This is a genomic window from Chitinophaga sp. YR627, from assembly GCF_900114995.1.
Lineage (GTDB): Bacteria > Bacteroidota > Bacteroidia > Chitinophagales > Chitinophagaceae > Chitinophaga.
Window position 1 is genome coordinate 1,488,700 of the sequence record NZ_FOUX01000001.1, and the last position, 22,571, is coordinate 1,511,270.

Here is a 22,571-nt window from a genome sequence, read left to right on the forward strand (position 1 = left end):
GAATCATATGACAGGTGGAGTTAGTTTAATACCGGATAATCTGTATATCCCTGTTCGCCAGGCGCATATAAGGTCATATAATCCACCTCATTTAAAGGGTCGTTTTTCTCCATCCTCCTCATGAAGTCAGGGTTGGCCAGAAAGCTTCTGCCAAAGGCAACAAGATCGGCAGCGCCGGTCTGTAACTTAGCGGCAGCTGTTTCAGGTGTTAGTCCGTTACAGTAGATCAGTGTATTAGAAAACGCACTGCGTATTGCCTGATGCGTTTTTTCCGGAATGGCCGGGTTGTCAGAAATATGGAGATAAGCGATGTCCAGTTTACCTAATTCAGCACTCAGCCAGGCATAGGTATCATGTACTTCCGTCTCGTCATACGCCGGCATGTCACTCAGGGTAGAATAGGGGGAAAGACGTACACCTACCTTTTCCGCACCGATGGTCCGGGCAGTTCTTTCGGCTATTTCCAGTAGTAATCTGCTGCGGTTCTCTATCGATCCACCGTATTGGTCGGTACGATTATTTACAAGCGGATTGAGGGATTGCTCAAGGATATAGCCATTCGCACCATGCAGTTCTACGCCATCAAAGCCGGCTTTTACGGCATTTTCAGCAGCTTTTACAAAGTCATTGATCAGCTGTTCAATGCCCTGTACATCAAGCACTGTTGGTACAGAATGCTCCTGTATACCTTCTTTATCAGTAAAGATTTCACCGGCGGCTCTGACATCAGACATGCCAACGGGATGATATCCTTCCGGCAGATTGGCTACATGCGCGATCCGGCCGGTATGCATGAGTTGCAAGAAGATCTTTGATCCGCTTTCATGTACGACTTTTGTGACTGCCTGCCAGGCTGTTACCTGCGCTTCAGAGAAGATACCCGGAATGCGTGGATAGCCTAATCCTTCAGGACTGGGTGATGTACCTTCGGTAACGATCAGACCAGCTCCGGAACGCTGTTTATAGTAGGTGGCCATAAGGTCATTCGGTACATTGCCCAGCGCCCTGCTTCTGGTCATAGGAGCCATTACAACATGATTTTTTAACTGTAATGAGCCTTTTGTATAAGACGTGAATAACTGTTTCATTTTTGCGATGTTTTTATTTACATCACAAAGTTGCATCATCTCAGGAGGGGCAAATAGCGCAAAAAGGCGGAAAAATAGTCTTAAACGACAGGCAAGGAGTATAGCTGCTTTTTATACGACGGATTATGAGTAAGAGAATTTCTTGGGATTCAATCCATAGTGTTTTTCAAACACCCTGCTAAAGTGACTCAGATTGGAAAAGCCCATTTCATAGCCCACTTCTGCAACAGAATGTTTACCCTGTTTTAACAGGAAAGCTGCTTCTTCCATTCTTGCCTGCTGGTAGTAGTTATAGATCGTAGCGCCAAAGGCTTGTTTAAAAAGCTGTTTAAGTTTGGTTTCACTCATGGCTGCGATCTGCGCCAGCTCCCGTAATACGGGTGGCACGCTGAGGTCGCGGATGATCTCATTGCGGATATGGAGTAGTCTTGCCGCGTCGGCATTGTTGATGTGCTGTTGTGGCGTATTCTCACGCGTTGACAGCTTGTGAAAGATCAGGTACAGCAATTCCTGTACTTTAATCTGCATATAGAAGTGGCTCAGGTTATCCTGCATATCAACAGTGCTCAGGTTTTTCAGCAGCAGCTTTGTTTCAGCTGTCATTTGCTCAAAGTAGAGAAAGGAATTACCACTGCCTGTGATGGTTTGCAAGGTGGAATTCAGCTGATTGGAGGCTAATAATGAGGTCAGATATTGCGGTTTAATCGCAACAACCATATAATGGATAGAATGATTGGCGGGAAAACGGATGGTTGAGCTCAGGTCATTGGAGGTTACCTGGATCGCCGAATCCTCCCGCTGGGAAAACTGTACATACGGGTCATCATTATAGGCGATACCCAGTGGTTGTTCGTTGCTATAAAGGAATACGGTGATAAGGTCATTTCCCTGACCGGAAGTATTGCGTTTGATAACAAGATCTTCTTTTAGTTGATACCGGTGAATGGTGATCTTGAAATCCGGGCCGAAATCCAGTTTGCTAATAGATCCTTCGCCTAAATATTCAGGTATTACCAGCAAATTATCATTTACCGTCGCCCCGATATGGCGGGCAAAGTAGGTCATAAAATCGAAATCGGGCGTTGCTGAAAAGCTGAATATCATCCTGCTGGCTTTTGGCTATTGCAGCAATTTATAACTTTAAACTGAAAATCAGGAGCATAGTCATGCCCCTGATATAGTAGCTATAGCCGTTCAGTTTCGTCTGAAATATGCCGGAAAAAGCCCAATAACATCAGGATGTGCGACATGCGCATCCTGATGCCTGTTTGTTAAGCCTGCTGATATCTGGTTTTAAATTCTTCTGCAAATTGGGGCAATTTCGTACTACCGGTCACCGTTGCACCTTTGTCAAAGAAGTCTTTGGTGATAATCCCTGCTCTTACACCCTGACCTAATTCAGTGATCAAACCCGCCAGTTCTGAAGAAAGGCCTGCGGCTGTCATTCCCTGCTGTAACTGGCCATCCGGGATAAATGTCCAGGATAAATCCGGTTTACCGATCGCCTGGCCAAATAACGCAGCTATTTCATTCCCTGTCGAAATATCGCTGACAACATATTTGACTTCAAAGCCGTTCCCGGTCTGCTGCAGTTCATGTACAATGGCATTTGCCAGGTCTCCGGGGTATGTAAGCGCCAGCTGAACATCTCCACCGTAGTTATTGCCAAAAATATTCCTCGCTTTGATTAGCGGAATATCCCTGAGAAAATTAACATAGAAGAAGCCTGATCTCAATACGGTGATATTGACGTCTGATAATTGCTTAAATAGCTGTTCTACACGGTGTACGCCCTGTACCGGACCAGTACCCTGAGGGGCGTCTGCACCAACACTGCTGAGGAAAACCACACGCTTAATACCGGTGTTTCTGATGGCGGTGGCATATGCCTGTCCGGCGCTGGTGATATTGTCAATCATATTTGTAGACCCCATTGCAGGAGGCATCATCGCATAAATAGCGTCAGCACCGGTAAAGGTGGTTGTCAGGAAGGATGTATCAGCTATGGAGCCTACAGCTGCTGTGGCGCCCAATGCTTCGATTGCGCTCTTTTTATCTGGATTGCTGGTGATAACGGTTACGTCATGACCTGCTTCAATTAATTGTTTTACTACGGGGGTGGCTACATTACCTAGTGAGCCTGCTGTTATAATTTTCATGTCGTCCTGTTTTTATTGATTGAGTATTGTTTTATGAATACAAAGGACGGCAGAAAGGGCTACCTGAAATAACAGGAAACGACTGGAAATTAGTCCATTCCGACAAGTATGAATCTGTACTAAGTATGCAGATTATTGCATATTATCGCAAAATGTTGCATGTTTGTATTGTCAGCCTGGAGGCATCCGGGAACAAAACATCAAACAACTTAGCATATGAAGATAGACCACGTCGCTTTTTGGGTAGAAGACCTGGAGGCTATGAGAAACTTTTACCTGACATATTTTGATACCACCTGCGGAGAGCGGTATGTTAATCCTGTGAAACAGTTTTCTTCCTATTTCATCACCTTCAATGATGGCGGGAGCAGAATAGAGTTAATGCATCGGGCTGATATAGGGGGCAGTAACCAGCATCGTGGTTTCGTTACAGGAATAGCTCATCTTGCTATTACAGTGGGCGACCGTCAGCAGGTTGATACAATGATAGCGCATTTCAGCGCGCAGGGCTTTAAAGTTATAGGAGAGCCAAGGGTAAGCGGAGATGGATATTATGAAGGGGTGATCCTTGATCCGGAGGAAAATGTGATCGAATTGCTTGCTGAGAATTAAAAAACTGGGGGAAACAGCCTGGGTTAGGGATAATGATGTAAGTTGGCTGTAATCTATCGGATTAAATTAAAAACGGCTGGATATCAGGCTAATGCGACCTTAGACAGTCATACATTACTCTAATGTCCAGAGTGCACTATTATCAACTGCACTATATAATGTGATGTCCTCTTCATTCATTTGAATACGGAACAAACTTTCATTTGCGATTTGCTTCGATGCCTGCATATAAAATATGCCATCCAGCATATGAATGACAATGGGTATGATCGCGCGGCGGTCTATCAAGAGGGCATTATTTACAAATCTGAATTTAAACTGTTCAGTTCTGTCATAATAAGTTCTGCTATGTAATCGTGCATATATATCCCCTACGGTCATAATAGAAATTTAAATTATGGGAAAAGAGAATGATCTCTTTTCCCGTAAATGCTTTTATATAATTACCAACGATCATTGTAAGACCGGGCTGGCTTTTCCTCCCTTGGTCTTGCCTGGCTCGCAGCAACTGTTTTTCCGTCTACTAAAGAACCGTTCACTTCTTTAATCGCTTTTTCCGCCTCAACATCGTTGGGCATAGTAACGAAGCCAAATCCTCTGCTACGGTTTGTGAATTTATCAATAATGACATTTGCTGAACTCACAACGCCATGTTTGGAAAACAGGTTAGTGAGGTCCTCTTTTCCAAGAAAAGGACTGAGGTTGGACACATAGATATCCATATTATAGTCTATTTATTTGTGAAAAATAATCGAATGAGGTAACGCAGGTGGTAAAAAAGAAGACTGTGAAAGAAACTAGGTTACTAATGCAATAAACTCAAACTGTAATCTCGTTAAAGGTATGGCTTATTTAAACTTTCACCTAATTTATTATTTCCATGGATAAACGGAGGGCTAACGGTTCAAATTTATACTTATCTTCCGTTATAAACATGCCGGCTCATAAGCCAGGCAAAATCAGGATTTAGATCATTTAAAAGTCATTGAATGGCCCGTTTAACTAAGAACAAACACGAGCAGACTTTAGCTAAGAAACCCACTGGTATTACAGGTTTTGATGAAATTACGGGAGGAGGGCTACCGGAAGCGCGCCCCTCATTGATTTGTGGTGAAGCCGGTGCAGGGAAGACGCTTTTCTCCATCGAATTCATTATCAGGGGCGCCATTGAATTTGGGGAACCTGGTGTTATTATGACATTTGAGGAGAAGGCAGATGACCTCGAAAAGAACGTGCTTTCGCTGGGTTTTGACTTGAAAAAGTTACAAAAACAAGGTCTGGTCTGGATAGACCATGTACATATAGACCGGACGGAAATTGAAGAAACAGGTGAATATGACCTGGATGGTTTATTCATCAGGCTTGGTCATGCAATTGACAGTATCGGCGCCAAACGGGTAATGCTCGATACTATAGAAAACTTATTTAGCGGGTTATCTAATGAGGGAATTTTACGTGCCGAGTTACGCCGATTGTTCGGCTGGCTGAAAGAAAAGGGGGTAACTACCATTATTACAGCTGAAAGAGGGCAGAACTCGCTTACCCGTCAGGGACTGGAGGAGTATGTATCTGATTGTGTCATTTTGCTTGAACACCGCGTTATTAATCATATTTCCACAAGGCTTCTTCGCGTTGTGAAGTACAGAGGTTCTTTACATGGCACGAACGAATATCCGTTTTTAATTGACGAAGAGGGCTTCTCTGTTCTTCCCGTCACTTCATTGAAACTGGACAATAATGTATCCCCTCAGCGTATTTCATCTGGTATTCCTACGCTTGACGCCATGTTGGGAGGGAATGGATTTTTCAGAGGTAGCTCTATACTGGTATCTGGTACTGCCGGAACGGGTAAAACAAGTATTGCATCTTACTTCGCAGATGCATCCTGCAAAAGAAAAGAGCGCTGCCTGTATTTTGCATTTGAAGAGTCTCCCAAACAGATCACCCGTAATATGAAGTCTATCGGCATAGATCTTCAGAAACATGTAGATGCAGGATTACTGGAAATTCATTCCTCCAGGCCAACGTTATATGGTCTGGAAATGCACCTGGTGGCTATGCATAAGGTCATAAAGAAGTTTAAACCCCGCACGGTCATTATTGATCCTATTACGAACCTGATAACAATCGGTTCCATGTCCGAGGTCAAGTCAATGTTAATACGTCTTATTGACTTTCTGCAATCGGAGAATATCACGGTAATATTCACTGCCCTGGTATTCGAAAAGGAAGCAACCACCCAAACGGATGAAGGTGTATCTTCTCTGGTGGATGCGTGGGTGCTTGTACGGGATCTTGAATCAAACGGAGAAAGAAACCGTGGAATTTATATCATGAAATCCCGGGGGATGGAACATAGTAACCAGGTCCGGGAGTTTGTGATAAGAGATACAGGATTGGAACTGATAGATGTTTACCAGGGTCCTAACGGCATTCTTGTTGGCTCCGCCCGCAGAGCGCAGGAATTGACGGAAGCCACAGGGATGGAATTGCGTACACATGCGATGAGTCGCAAGGACCGCGAAGTGGAAAGAAAACGCATGGTGCTGGAGGCGAAAATAGCTTCGCTGAGAGAAGAGTTTGAGTCCGTGCAGGATGAGTTGAACAGGACCTTCCTGGAAGAAGAATTAACAAATTCCATTATGGCGAAAAACAGACAGGACCTCAGTAACAATCGTACTAACCGAAAACCGGGCAATGGCAAAAGGAAATAAAGAAAAACAACCGGTAGCTTCCCCGCACACTAAAAGTAATAAAACACAGAAGGAGAGATGGCAGCTCCGGTTATATGTTGCAGGTAATACCCCTAAATCTGTAGCTGCGCTCGCTAATCTCAAACGATATTGCGAGGAGCATCTTAAGGGCAGGTATGAACTGGAGGTAATCGATCTGCTTGTTCAGCCACAGCTGGCGGCCGGAGATCAGATACTTGCCATTCCAACCCTTGTAAGAAAGGTGCCTGTTCCTGTCCGGAAGATCATCGGAGACCTGTCTAATGAGGAAAAGGTACTGGTTGGACTCGATATCAAACCTGTAAAAGTTTAACATGGCATATATGGGAAAACAAGACAGAGAAGATGCGGATACATCTGAATATATGCTTCGGTTATTTATTACGGGCAGTACGCCAAATTCAATCCGGGCAGTCTCAAACATCCGTCAGATATGCGAAACGTATTTAAAGGGAAGGTATTCCCTGGAAATCATCGATGTCTATCAGGAACCAGGATTAGCGCAGCAGGAGCAAATAGTGGCATTGCCGTTATTAATTAAAAAGCGGCCGCTGCCGCAACGTAAATTGATTGGAGACTTGTCAGAAGTTGATAAAATATTAAAAATACTGGACGTGAATAAGGATAATGGATAGTCATAGTAACATACAAAACAATTTGTTAGAGGAATTAAACGAGACACGCCGGCGTCTTGCGGAAGCGGAAGATACTATCGAAGCCATCCGCACAGGTCAGGTTGATGCGCTTGTCGTACAACAGGGAGACTCTCATCAGTTGTATACCCTGCAAACAGCGGATCATGCGTACCGCATGTTCATTGAAAAAATGAATGAAGGCGCTGTGACGCTGAACAGGGAAGGTGTTATTCTATATGCCAATTCGCGGTTTTCTGAGATGGTAGCGCTTCCATTAATGTATATCATTGGCCAGCCCCTTTATAATTTTGTTGCACCTCATTCCCGCTTATTTTATATGGATTTATACGAGTCCTGCTGGCGGGAGGATGCGAAGGGAGAAGTAGATTTGTTCCGTAACGGTGCATTTATCCCGACGAAATTATCATTGAACCCACTTGAAATTGCCAGTGAAATGTCTATGAATATTATCCTCACGGATCTCTCCGAACAGAAGAGCACGCAGCGGATACTGGAAGACAATAACCGGCAGCTGGAGCAACTGAACAGTACACTTGAATTAAGTAATCATGACCTCCAGCAGTTTGCCTCAGTTGCTTCCCACGATCTGCAGGAGCCATTACGGAAAATACAGATGTTTGGGAATTTTATAAAAACAGCGGGCGTTTTGCAGTCAGATGGTAAGGAGTACCAATATCTGGAAAAGATGCTGAAATCTGCAGAACGTATGAAGACATTGATCATCGATGTCCTGAATTATTCAAGGTTGTCAGTCAATGACGGTGAATTTGTTCCGGTTGAGCTCAGTGAAATTGTGCAGGAGATCCTGGAAGATTTTGAGCTGGTCATTAAAGAAAAGAATGCACAGATCAGTATTGTCAACCTACCAGTGCTTGAAGTGAATAAGGGCCAGATCCGCCAGATGTTTCAGAATCTGTTATCTAATGCGTTAAAATTTTCAAATCCCGATGTCGCCCCGGTTATAAAAATAGGGGGTTATTTTCTCGCTGATAAGAATTTTGATGGCCCTGAAATGCCTGATGGAGGCTATTATATGATCAGTGTGGAAGACAATGGAATTGGTTTTGAAGAAAAATATATACCCAATATATTTGCACTTTTTGAACGACTGAATAGCAAAGAGACGTTTGAGGGAACAGGTATTGGTCTGGCCATTACGAAAAAAATAGTGGAGAAACACAACGGTGCTATTCACGTTAAAAGTAAGGTAGGGTATGGAAGTAAATTTCTGATCATTCTACCTGTAACATACAATATTAGCTAACACAATGTCACGTATAAAAATATTATTAGCTGAAGATGATGCTGACGATATAGAGATGTTCTCAACTTTCCTTACCGGTCGCGATGATGTCAGTCTTTTCGCCTTTGCTGAAAACGGACTTGAACTAATGGAAACTTTGACGGTAATAAAAGAGCCGGCTGCTTTACCGGATATCATCCTTCTTGATCAGAATATGCCCAAACAGAATGGACTTCAGACGCTTAAATTATTAAAGGAACACCTGATTTATTCGTCTATCCCTGTTTTTATTTATTCTACTTATGCAGATAACGCTCTGCACGAACGTGGTGTACAGGCAGGCGCCATTCAGGTATTTTCCAAACCTTATACTATGCAGGGATACACCGAGATGCTGGAACGTATGTTAAGTGTTATCTCAAAATCATCATTTGATAAAAATATTCAATAAATATTTTTCACATTACCATTTCTTTAACATTTAAAGCGCTACCTTCAGAGCATCACTTCACCCGGACTACTCTTCATATTTCCATCTATCAAAAAGCATATTTGAGATTTATTTTCAGCGTCCTTCAAACAAATCTCTGATATGGTCATTGCCATCTTTTTCATTGCTATCTGGTACCTGTCATTATTCTCGCAGACTTTTTTTCAGCACAGATATGCCGCACATGGCGCTTTTACAATGAGTAAAAGCTGGGAACGTTTCTTTTTTATTGTTACTTATATTACGCAGGGATCATCGTATATGAGTCCGAAGGCATATGCCATCATGCACAGATTGCATCATGCACATACAGATACGCCGCTTGATCCGCATTCGCCATCAAATTCTTCCAACATCTTCTCAATGATGTGGGATACAAGACAGGTCTATCAGGACGTTCTGCATCAAAGGATAGACGTGGAAGAACGATATACCAAAAATATTCCGTCCTGGGATAGCTTTGATCGATTTGCTAATAGCGGATTCTCAAGACTAATGTGGGTCGCGCTATATATCCTGTTCTTTATAGCTTTTGCTACCAGTCCATGGCAGTATCTGCTTTTACCGATAGTCGTATCTATGGGAGCTTTTCATGGCGCTATCGTTAACTGGTTTGCGCATAAGTATGGCTATATTAATTTCAAACTGAAAAATACATCTATGAATTTGCTGTTCGTGGATGTATTAATGTTGGGAGAATCTTATCACAATAATCATCATAAACGTCCTGCTTCAGTCAACTTTGGCCGTCGCTGGCATGAGATAGACCCTGTATATTATATGATTCGTGTGTTATCATATTTTAGGGTCATTAAGCTTGTGAACACCAAAAGTTTATCTCCGGCTCTTAGTCATTAAGCAGGGCTTTATATTATATGCAAAAAAAAGATCAGTGCAAAATGCACTGATCTTTTTTTTGTGCCGTTACTAATTTATTACTCAGCAGCGAGCTCACCTACTGAATATACTCCGCAGGTAGCTGTGCTGGCGATGTATATTCATCCGTATCCCCAAAGCGGGGAAATTGTCCTAAATACATATAGGTACCCTGATTGTAAATAATGGATAATAACGGGGTAAAAAAAAATATGCTGACAGGATTATGATGTGAGGTGCGGCATCACGTTATTTTCAGATAATTAGAACGGTCCAGCGGCCTGCTACCGGTATACTATTTGAGTTCAATTTGTTGCCCCTCATGCGTTTGTGCCACTTATAGGTTTTGGTGTCCGGGTCGGAATACAACCATGAAGCCTTTTACCAGATAAATATTCAAGTACCCTCAAACGTACACGATGGAAGATCAACCTAAGTTTCCGGATCTGACGGATGCTGAGAGAAGAGCCCTCGAGGAACTGCTGCCTGATGAGATGAGTGAAATCATTACATCAGGTATTAAGCGACGCCATTTCCTTAAATTAATAACATATACAGGGACTGGCCTACTCGCAACGCATCTTCTTGGTATCGAGCAATTAATGGCCAGGAGTACCGCCGTTGCTCCATTGCCCCCCACAGTCATTGAAAATGGCGTTAATGTATCATTTCAAGTAAATGGTAGCGCGCAGCAACTGTTGGTAGACTCACGTATGACCTTACTAGATGCTTTACGGGAGCGTATGGACCTGACGGGTTCCAAAAAAGGCTGTGATCATGGACAGTGCGGCGCCTGCACGGTAATTGTTGATGGCAGGCGCGTCTTGTCATGTCTGACGCTTGCAGCCACCTGTGAGGACAAGGAAGTAACTACCATCGAAGGCCTGGCAGACGGCGACAAACTTCATCCTATGCAGGCTGCATTTATCAAACATGATGGATTTCAATGTGGTTATTGCACACCAGGCCAGATTTGTTCAGCAGTCGCACTGATGAGCGAAGCAAAGAACGGAGAGGCCAGTTATGTGACCAGTAATGTCCGGGAAGCTGGCAGGCCAATGGAACTGTCTGAAGAGGAAATACGTGAGCGAATGTCAGGAAACATCTGCCGTTGCGGAGCCTATCCGAATATAGTGGATGCCATTCGGGAGGTGCACGGAGACAAAGCTGTTGCCCAGGTTTGGCAATTTGCTGATGGCACTATTTGATCATATCAAGCAATTGTTAATCATGAGACCATTTAAATATTCTAATGCCGCTGATCCGGCTGCTGCCATTACGGCTATATCCGTGAATGCAGATGCTAAGTTCTTAGGTGGAGGAACTAATCTGTTAGACCTGATGAAGGAAGATGTGATGCATCCTTCTGAATTGGTGAATATTACCCGGTTGAAATACGCTGATATTGAAAAGACTTCAAATGGTATTTTAATCGGAGGTACAGCGACGAATGCATTTACTGCCAACCACGAAAGGGTCCGTAAGCAATATCCATTACTAACTATGGCGATTCTGGCGGGCGCAAGCGCACAGATCAGAAATATGGCAACTAACGCAGGCAACCTTAACCAACGTACACGCTGTAGCTATTTCTATGATGTAAATATGCCCTGTAACAAACGTACACCAGGATCCGGTTGTGGCGCCCTTAAAGGACTCAATCGCAACCATGCGATTTTCGGGTGGTCTGAAAAATGTGTCGCAGTGTATCCGTCTGACATGGCAGTTGCATTGGCGGCCCTTGATGCGGTCGTACATGTGGAAGCAGGGAATCAGGAAAAACGAACGATCGCATTTGCTGATTTTCATCGTTTACCAGGTAGTACTCCCCAGATAGATAATAACCTGAAGCATGGAGAACTGATCACGTCTATTGAACTGCCGGAAAATGATTTTGCGGCACATTCCTATTATCTGAAGGTCCGTGAAAGATCATCTTATGCTTTTGCACTTGTATCAGTTGCTGCAGCAATGTCGCTTGATGGGAGCAGGATCAGAGATATCCGTATTGCGCTGGGAGGTGTTGCACATAAGCCATGGCGGGCAACTGCAGCAGAAAAATTATTAGTGGGTAAGGAAGCCACAATGGCAAATTTTAAAGTAGCCGCCGCAGCGGAATTAAAAAATGCCAGACCATTGGAACATAACAAATATAAAGTGAAAATGGCCGGGGATGCGATCGTGCGTGCGCTTTCAAACGCTATGAATGGCGTAGGTTATGGCATGAACGCAGGCCTGGAGGCAGGTGTTTGATGAAGTCTGGAAGGATATCAGAAAATAGAATTTTCAACACGACTAACTTTTTTAACTCATGAGCGAAACCGGAAAACCAATCAGCCGTATAGATGGCCGCTTAAAGGTCACTGGTAAGGCAACATATGCAGCTGAGTTTAATCAGCCCAACATGGCGTATGCGTTTCCTGTACGCGCAACGATTGCGAAGGGACTCATTGTATCCATTGATGATGCTGCTGCAAAGAAAGAGCCCGGCGTGCTCAGTGTGATCAGCTATAAAAACGCCTTCAGGTTAAAACCCATGGATATGCAGGCACAGATGAAAGCCGGTGCCGCGTTCCTGGGAGAAAACCTGTTGCCGTTACAGGAAAATAAAGTGCATTACCTGGGACAATTTATTGCAGTTGTGGTAGCGGAGACTTACGAACAGGCACGTACTGCTGCTTATAAATTGAAAATACGCTATACGGAAGAAAAAGCAGCTACCGACCTGAAGTCTGAACTCCCCAAAGCTAAAAAGCCTAAAATGTTTATGGGGGAAGAAGCACAGGTGAATGAGGGTAAAACAGCTGCTCCACTTGCCGCTTCGGCGCACCAGGTAAATCACAGCTATTCAACACCCGTCGAACACCATCATCCAATGGAACCACATGCGACTGTGGCGGTATGGGACAGTACCGATAAACTTACCTTATATGATGCCACACAGGGGGTCGGTATGACCAGTGCTATTGCCGCCTATTTTCTGGGATTGCAGTCGGAAAATGTGCGTGTGGTCGCCCCATATGTAGGTGGCGGTTTTGGCAGCAAAGGACTGTGGCTGCATACATTGCTCGTGGCTATCGCGGCAAAGGCAGTTGGCCGTCCGGTGAAACTGGCGCTCACCAGACAGATGATGCAGACCAATGTAGGGCATCGCGCCGCCACTATCCAGCACGTGGCACTTGGAGCCGATACGGCCGGAAAGCTGGGCGCTGTCCGACATCATACGGATACCTATAATAACCTTACAACCTTTTTTGAACCAAGTGGAAAGCAGTCACTCGTTCTATATCAGGCGCCAGTACGTGAAGTTACCTATAACGTAACTACATTGAACCGGGGTACGCCGACGTTCATGCGCGCACCCGGAGAAACACCAGGAACATTTGCACTCGAATCGGCTATGGATGAGATGGCGTACGAACTAAAAATGGATCCCGTGGAATTCAGGATCGCCAATCATACGGCTAAAGACCCTATGAAAGGACATGATTTCTCCAGTGATTCACTGGTGGACTGTTACCGCATCGGCGCAGAAAGATTCGGCTGGTCAGCGCGAAGCATGGAACCAGGGCAACAAAGAAAAGGAAAATATCTTATAGGTTACGGCATGGCTACCGCTACATATCCTGGTGGCCGGAGTGCTGCATCGGTAAAGGTGACAATGACAGCAAACGGGGAGGTGACAGTCAGGACAGCATCCATCGATATCGGTACAGGTACATATACCGTTCTGGCACAAACGGTGGCTGACGCTTTAGGTGTTCCGGTAGACCGGATAGACGTGAAAATTGGTGATTCCAGTCTTCCGGCAGCGCCGTTGGCGGGCGGTTCCCAAACGACAGCCAGCATTCATCCTGCTGCAATGGAAGCCTGTGTATTATTAAGGAAAGAGCTGGCAGCCTTAGCTATTGCCGACCCTTCCTCAAAACTGAACGGTCGCCGACTGGATGAGATCAGTTATGCCGATGGTAAACTTGTTATCACTGGTGAGGAAAAGAAGAGTGATGCCTATGCCGATATTATGAAACGGGCTAAGCGCACTGAGATGGAAGCCTGCGCTACTACGCAGCCAGTGTCAGGTCCGGGTATGACTGTACCCAGCGCATTGTGTACACCAAGGGAAACTCCTCCTGAACAGAACAGCGATATCAAACAATATGCTTTTCATTCATTCGGCGCTCAGTTTGCCGAAGTATGGGTAGATCAGGATTTTGGTACTATCCGTGTAAAACGTTTTACCAGCGTACAGGATGTGGGGCGTATCATGAATGAGAAAACAGCGCGTTCACAGATTATCGGAGGCGTGATCTTTGGCATTGGTGCAGCCCTGATGGAAGCTACGGAATACGATAAACGCTGGGGGAATCCAGTAACGCGTACGCTGGCAGATTACCATGTACCTGTTAACCTGGATGTGCCTCCGATAGATGTGCATTTTATTGGGAAGCCCGATCCGCATATCTCACCTATAGGGGCAAGAGGGATTGGAGAGATTGGTATCACCGGCGTTTCTGCAGCTATTGCTAATGCCGTGTTCAATGCTACCGGAAAAAGATTACGGGACCTGCCTTTGACGCCGGATAAATTGGTCTGAGGTTTACCGATATATAGTAATGCATTAAATGAGGAAGCCGGCCAATCAATTTGAGCCGGCTTCCTGCTATTATATCGTTTAATTTTTGATAAATTTCTTTACGCTCGTTTTACCATTACTGAAAATCTGTATGGTATATAAGCCTGGTTTAAGCCTGGACACATCAATGCCTTTACCGGAAAGCAAAGTATTGATGACGATACGACCCGATATATCCGAAACCGCTACTTTAGCGCCTGTTAGTTCATTGGAAGAGAAATAGAGCGTCTGGGCAACAGGATTCGGGTAAAGCGTAAAGTCCTTGTCAGCATTTACTACCAACTTTGGTGCAGCGGTTCTGGCGCCTCCGGATTGTACCAGCCGCCATTGACCACAGGTCTGGTTATTATTACCCCACTGACGGACATTCGCCCCATTTGCGGTACTGGCATCGGCCACTTCCGTAATCCTGCCACTATGTTTGGCGATAAATTTATAGTATCCATCGGTAGTGGGAACCAGTACGAATTGCTGGTTAAAACCACCCACATAATCCCATTGATGTATATTAGCCCCTTCATTCTTACTGACGGCGTCTACATCCAAAGACTTGCCACTAGCGACTACCTTGATATTGTATGTTCCATCTCCCAGGTGTATCAGCTGAAATTGCTGATTGGTGCCACCTGCATATTCCCATTGCTGAATGTTACCGCCATTTTGCTGTACCTGTTCGCCTGCCAGGTCCATATATTTACCACTGTTACGGTTCTGAATAAACCAGGTACCGGCTAAGGTAGTCGCCCCGGTAGTGCGGATGCGCAGTGACGAAACCTTATCATTCAAACCATCGGCTACTAAACAAGCCACGTTTCCTCTGTATGTTCTGGACGTACCAGTAAAGTTGTAGTCATCATAGACCGTCACTTCAAACCCTTCGGCCACAGTGAGGCTCGACAGCATGTCGTTGTCTATGCCGAAGGACTGTAGTCTGGCCAGATCATAATCACCCGCTTCCAGTCCATTGGCAAAGCCCTTATAGTCACAGTCGTTGTAGAAATTGGCTACTTCCTGCTGACTTTTGGTGCGTATACCGAAGATGGTATTTACCCTGCCGGCAAGTTCCTTCAGGTTGATATTATTATCATTGTATACCCAGTAAAATCCTCCTTTGGAATTACAATTGTTTTTGGCCCGGGTCATCTTGTCAATGACCGTAGCACTATTCTCGTAGTTCAGGTCTCCCGTATGCAACTGGATATTATTGATATTCCAGTCACATGGATTATTACCGGCGCCACCTTCATACCACTGCAGGTAAATTCTGTCAACAGCGCCACTACGCTGATTGTTAACATTCGTAGCTACACTCTGCCAGTAAGGCTTGTTACGGTAAGGCGCGAGAGTGGTTTTATACCCGATGTCTGCCAGCATTACATGAAAAGCGGTAGCCGAATTAACATCATAGGCTTCTTCATCGTCATTGTTGATGGCATCTATAGAGGGGATTGCCGTTTTTAATGCTTTAAAATTACGGTAGAGGATACTGGCAGTTCCGATGCCCTGGCTGGCGACCAGGTTCTTAATATTCGTGTAAGAATGGCTGCCCCAGCCACCTACGCAGGTTTCTACTCTGGTAATAGAGGTAACGCCTGTTTTCAGCGCATTTACATCAGCGATATAGTTTGGATTAGTGGAACCGAATACATAAGTCCCGTTTGAGCAGATGGTTTGTCCGTCAGTCGTCAGGTCACCATTCGGCTGCACAGTAACATCGAACAGGATGACATACGTAAATCCGGAAGCCTTCAGGTCAGTAATTGTATGGGTTCTTTCTCTGCGGAAATGCCCGCCGACATAAATACCCGACTGGGCGAAGACGTGGTCGCTGACTGATAAAATAATCAGCAGCAAAAGTGCACATAGTGGTTTAAAGTTAATTTTCATAACATTCGTGGTTCTGTAAGGGTTTAAAATTGATTGATCAGCTAACAGGATTGAATTTGATAGCTAAAGCGATGTATGGAGCGGGTGGGTAACACAGGTTTTCTTATAATGGGCCTGGTATTGGTACGTGTACATCAAATGTAATGGAAAATACCCCAAATTGTGCTATGATCACCTGATTTTATTTATTGATGATCCGGCCTGACTTTCATCTCTTTGCATCGGTTAAATTATACTGACATGAGAATAGTAACATTAGAGGAACATGTATCATTCCCGGAAATGACGTCGCTGCTGCCGGAAGAAATATTGAAAAACAGAAAGCAGTCAGCTGCCGCATCACATATGCAGGAAAAGCTCGCGGACGTATCTGGTGAACGTTTAAATTCAATGAAGGCCACCGGTATATCCATGCAGGTGCTTTCGGTAGAGAATACAGACGTCTATCTTTTGCCCGACAGCCTTGCGCCGGCTTTTGCAGCAAAGTATAATGATTTGCTGGCTGACAAGATGAAAGGTCATTCCGATGCATTTACGGCATTCGCCATGCTGCCGATGACAATGCCGGAAGCAGCCGCCGATGAACTGGAACGTACCGTCAAAACATATGGCTTTCGGGGAGCTATGATAAAGGGAACGATAAACGGGGAATTCCTGGATGCCCCTAAATTTGCACCTGTCTTCGAACGTGCAGAAAAACTGGGTGTTCCATTGTATCTCCATCCGGGCATACCGCCGAAAGAGGTAATTGATGCTTATTACAGTAATGTGGGAGATACAAAAGGACCTAATGAGGCCATTGCCTGTTATGGATGGGGATGGCATTCGGAAACAGCGATACACATCCTGCGGCTATTAGCTGCCGGCATTTTTGACCAATATCCCCGGCTGAACATACTCATCGGCCATATGGGTGAAATGCTGCCTATGATGTGGGAAAGGTCAAACAGGGTATTTCAGCCAGGTAATGGGGGGAAGAATAAAAGGACATTGATCGATACATTCCGGGAGCAGCTGTATATCACGACGAGTGGCATATTTACCCAGCCACCACTGCAAATTGCTATAGATACGATAGGCATCAGCAATATCTTATTTTCTATAGATTATCCGTTCAGCACGCATCAGATGGGAATTGACTTTTTACATAGTATCCAGCTTCCTGCGGATCAGATAGCTAAAATTGCCCATGGAAACGCGGATCGCATACTGAAATTTTAATGTGTAGAGGCGGAAAAGGCTACTTTTGATCTATGAAGCAGGTGCCAGTACACAAACTACAGGACAGGAGCAGCCTTGGATTTCAGCTGAAGCCATTCTCCCCGGAAAAGGCTGATCACAGACAACCTGTAGATACAGGCGCACATCGCGACGATCATTATATATTCTTTATCGTGACGGAAGGGTCCGGGACCACTATCGTAGATTTTACCGAAAAGACAGTTGGTCCCGGTCAGCTGTATTATATCCTACCCGAACAGATACACTACCGCATTATATCACATCAGGCAAAAGGATGGTTTATCGCGGCAGATCCTGCCTTAGTCCCTCCGGCATGCAGAAATATTATTGAAGGCTGGCTCGGTTTCCAGGAGCCGGTTACACTAAGGGCTGATGAAATAACAGACTATGACCAGCTGCTGCACGTGCTGTATCGTCAGACGTCAGGCGACCAGTCTTCTGAGCGGATATCCCTGTTGCACGCCATATTGAGTGCTTTCTTTGAGATGGTAGCCTGTACGATTCGTATGTCTGTGAAGACGGAAATAGCCAACTCAAGGCCTGCCATACTGTCGATGGAGTTCAGGCAATTGCTGAAGGAAAACATAAAAGCATATAAAAGCCCGGCAGACTATGCAGAGATGCTGCATATCTCGGAGCCCTATCTGAATGAAGCCGTGAAGAAAATAACGGGTGCCACCGTTTCCTTTTGGATCAGATTTGCTATCGTCACAGAAGCTAAACGACAATTATATTTTACCAGTCTGAGTGTAAAACAGATCGCCGCCGATCTTGGCTTTGAAAACCATTCTTACTTTTCCCGCCTTTTTTACAAGGAAACCGGTATGACCGCACTAACTTTCCGTAAAACATTTAAGGGAGACAATAAGCCGGGAACGGATATCCGATAGGCAAAACGCTACATTGGCAGAGATGACGTAACTTTGATTTTTACAAATGAAGGTTATGAATAAAGTTTCACTCAATGAATTGGATAGTCGTTTTGCCAGTGGCTCTTCTCTGGCGTTAAATGCCCTGCTGCCTGAAGGGATTCAGGATGAGATCGGTCATTTCAACGTCTTTGATATGCAGCAGATCAGGCAGACCGCGCAGGACAGACCCAGTGAACCTTACCAATGCCGTACTTTCTATAAAATCAGTCTTTTACAGGGTTATTCTCAGATCGGATACCCGGATGGTATCATACAGCTTTCACAGCCTACATTGGTTTTTACCACACCCAAAATGCCTGTTACCTGGTTTCCGGAGGAACGTCAGTCAGGTATGTTTTGCGTATTTACACCACAATTCCTGCATCCTGCGAGGAGTGGGGTGGTCGTAGACGAACTGCCTATTTATAAGTCACCGGAACACCCTGTATTTCAGTTGCAAAAGAAGGATATAAAAGATGTAAAGGCCATTTTTGAGAAGATGCAGGGCATGATCGCGTCTACCTATGCATATAAATATGATCTGCTGCGCGTGTACGCCCTGGAGCTCATCCATCTGGGGCAACAGCTGCAGTCAGCCGTAATGCTCCATCCGAATCACAGCCAGTTTGCACGTACCACCTCCCTGTTTGTAGAATTGCTGGAGCGGCAGTTTCCGCTGGAAAATCCCCATCAGCAGATCAAACTACGAACGGCCAAGGACTATGCAGACATACTATCCATACATGTCAATCATTTAAACAAGATCCTGAAGGAAACGACAGGCCTGACAACATCTGCGCTGATAGCGGGAAGAATCCTGAAAGAAGCACAGATCCTGTTGCGGCAAACGAACTGGACGATCGCCGAAATCGCGGATAGTCTGGGCTTTTCCGACTTTGCGCATTTTGCGAAGTTCTTTAAGAATGAGACCTCTATACCACCCGGGGCATATCGCTCACAAGCCAAAAGTTTGAATTATACATAAAATGGATTGCGCCTGCCATTGTGTAGAATTAGCATTTCCTGGAATTTTGTACTGTTTTTAAATCAAAATAGTACAACAATGAGCGATTCAAAAATTGCATTGATAACAGGCGGTAGCCGTGGCATTGGTCAGAATATTGCATTGAGTCTGGCGCAAAAAGGCAACGATATTATCATTACATACCTCAGTAACAAGGCGAGTGCGGATGAAACTGTAGCCGCTATCCAGGCACTTGGCCGTAAAGCGGTTGCCCTGCCGCTTAACACTTCAGACATAAAGGGTTTTGATGCTTTTGCAGATCAGTTAAGTAAGGTACTGAAAACCGCATTTGGAAAGACCCGGTTCGACTTTCTGATCAATAACGCAGGTACGAGTCTGCAGTCATCAGTTACTGCTACGACAGAAAGCCAGTTTGACGAGATGATGAATATTCATCTGAAAGGCGTGTATTTCCTGACACAAAAGATGTTACCCTTATTACAGGATGGCGGAAGGATCGTTAATATCTCTTCTGCCGTATCCAGGATCTCATATCCAGGTGTTTCCGTTTATGGTATCATGAAGGGGGGAATGGACGTCTATACCCGTTATCTGGCGGCTGAACTGGGTGCAAGAGGTATCTCCGCTAATGTGGTAGCACCGGGCGCCATCTTTGGCGGTGGTGCCATGGAAGATAACCCTGGTATGCGCAGCTTTGTAGAGGGCATAACAGCATTGGGCCGCGTAGGATTACCGGATGATGTTGGCGGTGTAGTCGCTTTCCTGTGCAGCGATGATGCTAAATGGGTGAATGGTCAGCGTATTGAAGTGACTGGCGGCGTCTCTTTATAATAGTTATGTTTGCTTGTTGAAAGAAGGCCTTTGTACATGCAAAGGCTTTCTTTATTGTTTGCCCGCCATACCTGCTAACATTTTCCTTAAACCTGCCAGATGAAGGTCCGGATAATCAGAATATTTGTAGATAATGTTTCCTTTTGTATCAATAAGAAAAACCTCCGGATAGCCATGTATCTGATAAAGCAGGGGTATTTTTTCATCATTAACAACATGTTTCCAGTCCATCTGCTTGTCTTTGATAAATTCCCTCACTTTCTCCACCGGTGACCGGGAGGCAATTGATATCATCTCCAGTTGCTCCCGGGGGCATTGTTGTCTTATTTCTCTCAATGTGGGGATCTCTTCTATACATCCTCCGCACCAGGTACCCCAGAAGACAAGCAATACATTCTTCTTATTGTAAACCTCTTTCAGTGCGAGCTGGTTGTTGTCGATATCTTTTGTGATGAAAGATATTGCCTTTTTCTTCTCTTCTAAAGCAACCCTGTCCTGCAGGTATTTTTTAACACTGGCACCTTCATCACTGTTTCTGAAGCTTGCCGGGAATATAGCGTTAAACCGCTCTGAAAGCAGCTCAGGAGGCAACAGGGTGCTGTTATACTTTTCAAACAGTACAAATGAACTATAGGCATTGGCGTGGCTGGAAATGTATTCCAGCCGCTTATAGTCAACAGCTAATTTTGCTGTTGTAAGTCTTTTGTAATCAAGGCTATCTGCCGGCTTCCAATTGGGTGCCAATGAGTCATAGAGTTGCAGATAAAGATCTTTGACTTCTTTTACATATTCGTCTGCTGCCTGAAATTCCTGTCTGGGGTTTTCTGCGTTCGTTAACGTATAAGTACCAAAAGGATCTGCTTTATCGATATGTTCCGGGAATGTCACGGTTGCCGGCTTTTCTGTGGCGAATATTGTCGTAGCGGGCCAGGAGTCTCCAGAAACCAGTTCTACCCGGATATGGGCATATACGGTGTTGTAACTATGGGTAATAGTGGCTTTGTTCTTCTCGTAAACAGGAGTGAGGCTTACGTTTTCTCTTGTTTTATGGTCATAGTAAGAGAAAGATAGATTTTTCAGTATAGTGCTGTCCGGGACGACGAAAGATACCTTGAAATTTTTCTGGGCAAATAACAATCCAGGACAAATAAGGATCATGAGAAAACAAACGATAGGCTTCATGGTATTTATATATTAGCCCAAGATAGAATGATTGCATTAAACTGTCAACGGATCAGCTGTTAAAAGTTTTATAAAGACTTCTAACAGCTGAACGGCCATATACCAGATGACTCATGGGATAGGCTAGTTAAAAGACTGTCTGAAATCCAGCGGACTTTGACTGGTTTTGCTTTTAAATAGTTTGTTAAATGATTGTGGATGTTCAAAGCCTAACTGATAAGCGATTTCGCTAACAGAAAGCTCCGTGGTAGAGAGCTTTTCCTTTGCCTTCTCGATCAGTTTTTCATGAATTAACTGCTGCGTCGTTTGTCCGGTGAGCTGTTTGAGTAAACTGCTCAGATATTTAGACGAGATGTTCAACTTGCTGGCCATGTATTGCACACTGGGCAGCCCTTTGGATAGAAGTTCTTCGTCGTTGAAATAGTCCGTCAGTACGTCTTCCAGTTGTGCTAAGACTTTATGATTGGTGATTTTCCGGGTGATGAACTGTCGCTGATAAAAGCGCTCGGCATAGTTCAGCAGTGTTTCCAGATTAGAGATAATGATATCCTGGCTGAACTTATCGATATTGGAGTGATACTCGTTCCTGATATTTCTTACGATATCATTGATGACGGTTTCTTCTTTGTCAGAAAGAAACAGCGCCTCGTTTGTCGAATACCCAAAATATTCGTATTGCTTTATTTTCTTCGCCAACGATGTATTCCAGAGGAAATCCGGATGTATAAACAGCATCCAGCCTTCAAGATTGACGGGGACTCCGTTTTCTTCACCACGTAAGATCTGTCCCGGTGACATAAACGCCATCAGGCCTTCGTCAAAATCATATTTCTGCTGACCGTAAAAGAGGTTATCACAACCTCTTTTCATGGATATCACATACAGGTCGAAAATAACTGCGTCAATATCCGGGTCGTTTTTCAGCCCTTTGAGATCAACAATGGTTATCAACGGATGATGTGGCTTCGGAAGCTGCATCAAACGGTGTATTTCCGTTACAGATTGGATCCTGTATGGTTTTGCATGTGCCATACTGCAAGTTAG

21 protein-coding genes are annotated in these 22,571 nt (G+C 44.6%); 14 read left to right on the plus strand and 7 right to left on the minus strand.

Going from position 1 to position 22,571, the window contains the following annotated elements; all coding sequences use genetic code 11:
- Positions 1 to 20: 20 nt before the first annotated feature.
- The 3 genes from BMZ72_RS05405 to BMZ72_RS05415 all read right to left on the minus strand — a co-directional run bounded on the left by BMZ72_RS05405 (position 21) and on the right by BMZ72_RS05415 (position 3,247).
- Positions 21 to 1,088 (minus strand): alkene reductase, encoded by a 1,068-nt coding sequence (locus BMZ72_RS05405; RefSeq protein ID WP_089806003.1) that lies wholly within the window; start codon positions 1,086 to 1,088, stop codon positions 21 to 23.
- 123 nt (positions 1,089 to 1,211) lie between these two features.
- Positions 1,212 to 2,192: a helix-turn-helix transcriptional regulator gene (locus tag BMZ72_RS05410; RefSeq protein ID WP_089806005.1), complete on the minus strand. Its 981-nt coding sequence runs from the start codon at positions 2,190 to 2,192 to the stop codon at positions 1,212 to 1,214.
- 167 nt (positions 2,193 to 2,359) lie between these two features.
- A complete protein-coding gene (locus tag BMZ72_RS05415; RefSeq protein WP_089806007.1) occupies positions 2,360 to 3,247 on the minus strand; it encodes an NAD(P)H-binding protein in 888 nt (295 codons plus the stop codon).
- A gap of 216 nt (positions 3,248 to 3,463) precedes the next feature.
- On the opposite strand from BMZ72_RS05415, the gene BMZ72_RS05420 reads away from it, so the two are divergent.
- A complete protein-coding gene (locus tag BMZ72_RS05420) occupies positions 3,464 to 3,859 on the plus strand; it encodes a VOC family protein (protein ID WP_089806008.1) in 396 nt (131 codons plus the stop codon).
- A gap of 443 nt (positions 3,860 to 4,302) precedes the next feature.
- On the opposite strand, the gene BMZ72_RS05430 is transcribed toward BMZ72_RS05420, so the two are convergent.
- Complete coding sequence (locus BMZ72_RS05430; RefSeq protein WP_089806012.1) at positions 4,303 to 4,581, minus strand: RNA recognition motif domain-containing protein; 279 nt, start codon at positions 4,579 to 4,581, stop codon at positions 4,303 to 4,305.
- 267 nt (positions 4,582 to 4,848) lie between these two features.
- On the opposite strand from BMZ72_RS05430, the gene kaiC reads away from it, so the two are divergent.
- From kaiC to BMZ72_RS05475, 9 genes are all read left to right on the plus strand, one after another.
- Positions 4,849 to 6,573 (plus strand): circadian clock protein KaiC, encoded by a 1,725-nt coding sequence (gene kaiC / locus BMZ72_RS05435; RefSeq protein ID WP_089806014.1) that lies wholly within the window; start codon positions 4,849 to 4,851, stop codon positions 6,571 to 6,573.
- Entirely contained in the window at positions 6,557 to 6,904 is a 348-nt protein-coding gene (gene kaiB / locus BMZ72_RS05440) for a circadian clock protein KaiB (RefSeq protein ID WP_089806016.1), read from the plus strand. Before kaiC ends, kaiB begins: the two co-directional genes overlap by 17 nt.
- Positions 6,905 to 6,914: 10 nt before the next feature.
- Positions 6,915 to 7,226, plus strand: a complete 312-nt coding sequence (locus BMZ72_RS05445; protein ID WP_255373115.1) for a circadian clock KaiB family protein — start codon at positions 6,915 to 6,917, stop codon at positions 7,224 to 7,226.
- A 22-nt stretch (positions 7,227 to 7,248) separates the two neighbouring features.
- Positions 7,249 to 8,511 carry a sensor histidine kinase gene (locus BMZ72_RS05450; RefSeq protein ID WP_255373116.1) on the plus strand — a complete coding sequence of 421 codons (1,263 nt, stop codon included), beginning with the start codon at positions 7,249 to 7,251 and terminating at the stop codon, positions 8,509 to 8,511.
- A 4-nt stretch (positions 8,512 to 8,515) separates the two neighbouring features.
- Positions 8,516 to 8,941, plus strand: coding sequence for a response regulator (locus tag BMZ72_RS05455; protein WP_089806022.1), 426 nt, complete (start codon positions 8,516 to 8,518; stop codon positions 8,939 to 8,941).
- A gap of 141 nt (positions 8,942 to 9,082) precedes the next feature.
- A complete protein-coding gene (locus tag BMZ72_RS05460) occupies positions 9,083 to 9,838 on the plus strand; it encodes an acyl-CoA desaturase (protein WP_089806024.1) in 756 nt (251 codons plus the stop codon).
- 437 nt (positions 9,839 to 10,275) lie between these two features.
- Entirely contained in the window at positions 10,276 to 11,064 is a 789-nt protein-coding gene (locus BMZ72_RS05465; RefSeq protein ID WP_089806026.1) for a 2Fe-2S iron-sulfur cluster-binding protein, read from the plus strand.
- A 22-nt stretch (positions 11,065 to 11,086) separates the two neighbouring features.
- Positions 11,087 to 12,109, plus strand: a complete 1,023-nt coding sequence (locus BMZ72_RS05470; RefSeq protein ID WP_089807242.1) for an FAD binding domain-containing protein — start codon at positions 11,087 to 11,089, stop codon at positions 12,107 to 12,109.
- A gap of 58 nt (positions 12,110 to 12,167) precedes the next feature.
- A complete protein-coding gene (locus BMZ72_RS05475) occupies positions 12,168 to 14,450 on the plus strand; it encodes a xanthine dehydrogenase family protein molybdopterin-binding subunit (RefSeq protein ID WP_089806028.1) in 2,283 nt (760 codons plus the stop codon).
- Between the two features lie 78 nt (positions 14,451 to 14,528).
- On the opposite strand, the gene BMZ72_RS05480 is transcribed toward BMZ72_RS05475, so the two are convergent.
- Positions 14,529 to 16,376, minus strand: coding sequence for an RICIN domain-containing protein (locus BMZ72_RS05480; RefSeq protein WP_089806030.1), 1,848 nt, complete (start codon positions 16,374 to 16,376; stop codon positions 14,529 to 14,531).
- A 240-nt stretch (positions 16,377 to 16,616) separates the two neighbouring features.
- On the opposite strand from BMZ72_RS05480, the gene BMZ72_RS05485 reads away from it, so the two are divergent.
- The 4 genes from BMZ72_RS05485 to BMZ72_RS05500 all read left to right on the plus strand — a co-directional run bounded on the left by BMZ72_RS05485 (position 16,617) and on the right by BMZ72_RS05500 (position 20,345).
- Positions 16,617 to 17,597 (plus strand): amidohydrolase family protein, encoded by a 981-nt coding sequence (locus BMZ72_RS05485; RefSeq protein ID WP_089806031.1) that lies wholly within the window; start codon positions 16,617 to 16,619, stop codon positions 17,595 to 17,597.
- 32 nt (positions 17,598 to 17,629) lie between these two features.
- Positions 17,630 to 18,508 (plus strand): helix-turn-helix domain-containing protein, encoded by an 879-nt coding sequence (locus BMZ72_RS05490; RefSeq protein ID WP_089806033.1) that lies wholly within the window; start codon positions 17,630 to 17,632, stop codon positions 18,506 to 18,508.
- Positions 18,509 to 18,563: 55 nt separating this feature from the next.
- Positions 18,564 to 19,514 carry a helix-turn-helix domain-containing protein gene (locus BMZ72_RS05495; protein ID WP_255373119.1) on the plus strand — a complete coding sequence of 317 codons (951 nt, stop codon included), beginning with the start codon at positions 18,564 to 18,566 and terminating at the stop codon, positions 19,512 to 19,514.
- A 78-nt stretch (positions 19,515 to 19,592) separates the two neighbouring features.
- Positions 19,593 to 20,345 carry an SDR family NAD(P)-dependent oxidoreductase gene (locus BMZ72_RS05500; RefSeq protein WP_089806037.1) on the plus strand — a complete coding sequence of 251 codons (753 nt, stop codon included), beginning with the start codon at positions 19,593 to 19,595 and terminating at the stop codon, positions 20,343 to 20,345.
- A 51-nt stretch (positions 20,346 to 20,396) separates the two neighbouring features.
- Here BMZ72_RS05500 and BMZ72_RS05505 read toward each other — a convergent pair whose 3' ends face one another.
- Both BMZ72_RS05505 and BMZ72_RS05510 read right to left on the minus strand, forming a co-directional pair.
- Complete coding sequence (locus BMZ72_RS05505) at positions 20,397 to 21,527, minus strand: TlpA family protein disulfide reductase (protein ID WP_089806038.1); 1,131 nt, start codon at positions 21,525 to 21,527, stop codon at positions 20,397 to 20,399.
- A gap of 123 nt (positions 21,528 to 21,650) precedes the next feature.
- Entirely contained in the window at positions 21,651 to 22,559 is a 909-nt protein-coding gene (locus BMZ72_RS05510; protein WP_089806040.1) for a helix-turn-helix domain-containing protein, read from the minus strand.
- Between the last annotated feature and the right edge of the window lie 12 nt (positions 22,560 to 22,571).

Excerpts from the sequence above, each read along its gene's own strand:
- kaiB (WP_089806016.1), top strand. The coding sequence starts at position 6,557 with ATGGCAAAAGGAAATAAAGAAAAACAACCGGTAGCTTCCCCGCACACT.
- BMZ72_RS05415 (WP_089806007.1), bottom strand. The coding sequence starts at position 3,247 with ATGAAAATTATAACAGCAGGCTCACTAGGTAATGTAGCCACCCCCGTA.
- BMZ72_RS05430 (WP_089806012.1), bottom strand. The coding sequence starts at position 4,581 with ATGGATATCTATGTGTCCAACCTCAGTCCTTTTCTTGGAAAAGAGGAC.
- BMZ72_RS05500 (WP_089806037.1), top strand. The coding sequence starts at position 19,593 with ATGAGCGATTCAAAAATTGCATTGATAACAGGCGGTAGCCGTGGCATT.
- BMZ72_RS05405 (WP_089806003.1), bottom strand. The coding sequence starts at position 1,088 with ATGAAACAGTTATTCACGTCTTATACAAAAGGCTCATTACAGTTAAAA.
- BMZ72_RS05420 (WP_089806008.1), top strand. The coding sequence starts at position 3,464 with ATGAAGATAGACCACGTCGCTTTTTGGGTAGAAGACCTGGAGGCTATG.
- BMZ72_RS05480 (WP_089806030.1), bottom strand. The coding sequence starts at position 16,376 with ATGAAAATTAACTTTAAACCACTATGTGCACTTTTGCTGCTGATTATT.
- BMZ72_RS05445 (WP_255373115.1), top strand. The coding sequence starts at position 6,915 with ATGGGAAAACAAGACAGAGAAGATGCGGATACATCTGAATATATGCTT.
- BMZ72_RS05410 (WP_089806005.1), bottom strand. The coding sequence starts at position 2,192 with ATGATATTCAGCTTTTCAGCAACGCCCGATTTCGATTTTATGACCTAC.
- BMZ72_RS05505 (WP_089806038.1), bottom strand. The coding sequence starts at position 21,527 with ATGAAGCCTATCGTTTGTTTTCTCATGATCCTTATTTGTCCTGGATTG.
- BMZ72_RS05460 (WP_089806024.1), top strand. The coding sequence starts at position 9,083 with ATGGTCATTGCCATCTTTTTCATTGCTATCTGGTACCTGTCATTATTC.
- kaiC (WP_089806014.1), top strand. The coding sequence starts at position 4,849 with ATGGCCCGTTTAACTAAGAACAAACACGAGCAGACTTTAGCTAAGAAA.
- BMZ72_RS05455 (WP_089806022.1), top strand. The coding sequence starts at position 8,516 with ATGTCACGTATAAAAATATTATTAGCTGAAGATGATGCTGACGATATA.
- BMZ72_RS05475 (WP_089806028.1), top strand. The coding sequence starts at position 12,168 with ATGAGCGAAACCGGAAAACCAATCAGCCGTATAGATGGCCGCTTAAAG.
- BMZ72_RS05510 (WP_089806040.1), bottom strand. The coding sequence starts at position 22,559 with ATGGCACATGCAAAACCATACAGGATCCAATCTGTAACGGAAATACAC.
- BMZ72_RS05465 (WP_089806026.1), top strand. The coding sequence starts at position 10,276 with ATGGAAGATCAACCTAAGTTTCCGGATCTGACGGATGCTGAGAGAAGA.
- BMZ72_RS05495 (WP_255373119.1), top strand. The coding sequence starts at position 18,564 with ATGAATAAAGTTTCACTCAATGAATTGGATAGTCGTTTTGCCAGTGGC.
- BMZ72_RS05470 (WP_089807242.1), top strand. The coding sequence starts at position 11,087 with ATGAGACCATTTAAATATTCTAATGCCGCTGATCCGGCTGCTGCCATT.
- BMZ72_RS05490 (WP_089806033.1), top strand. The coding sequence starts at position 17,630 with ATGAAGCAGGTGCCAGTACACAAACTACAGGACAGGAGCAGCCTTGGA.
- BMZ72_RS05485 (WP_089806031.1), top strand. The coding sequence starts at position 16,617 with ATGAGAATAGTAACATTAGAGGAACATGTATCATTCCCGGAAATGACG.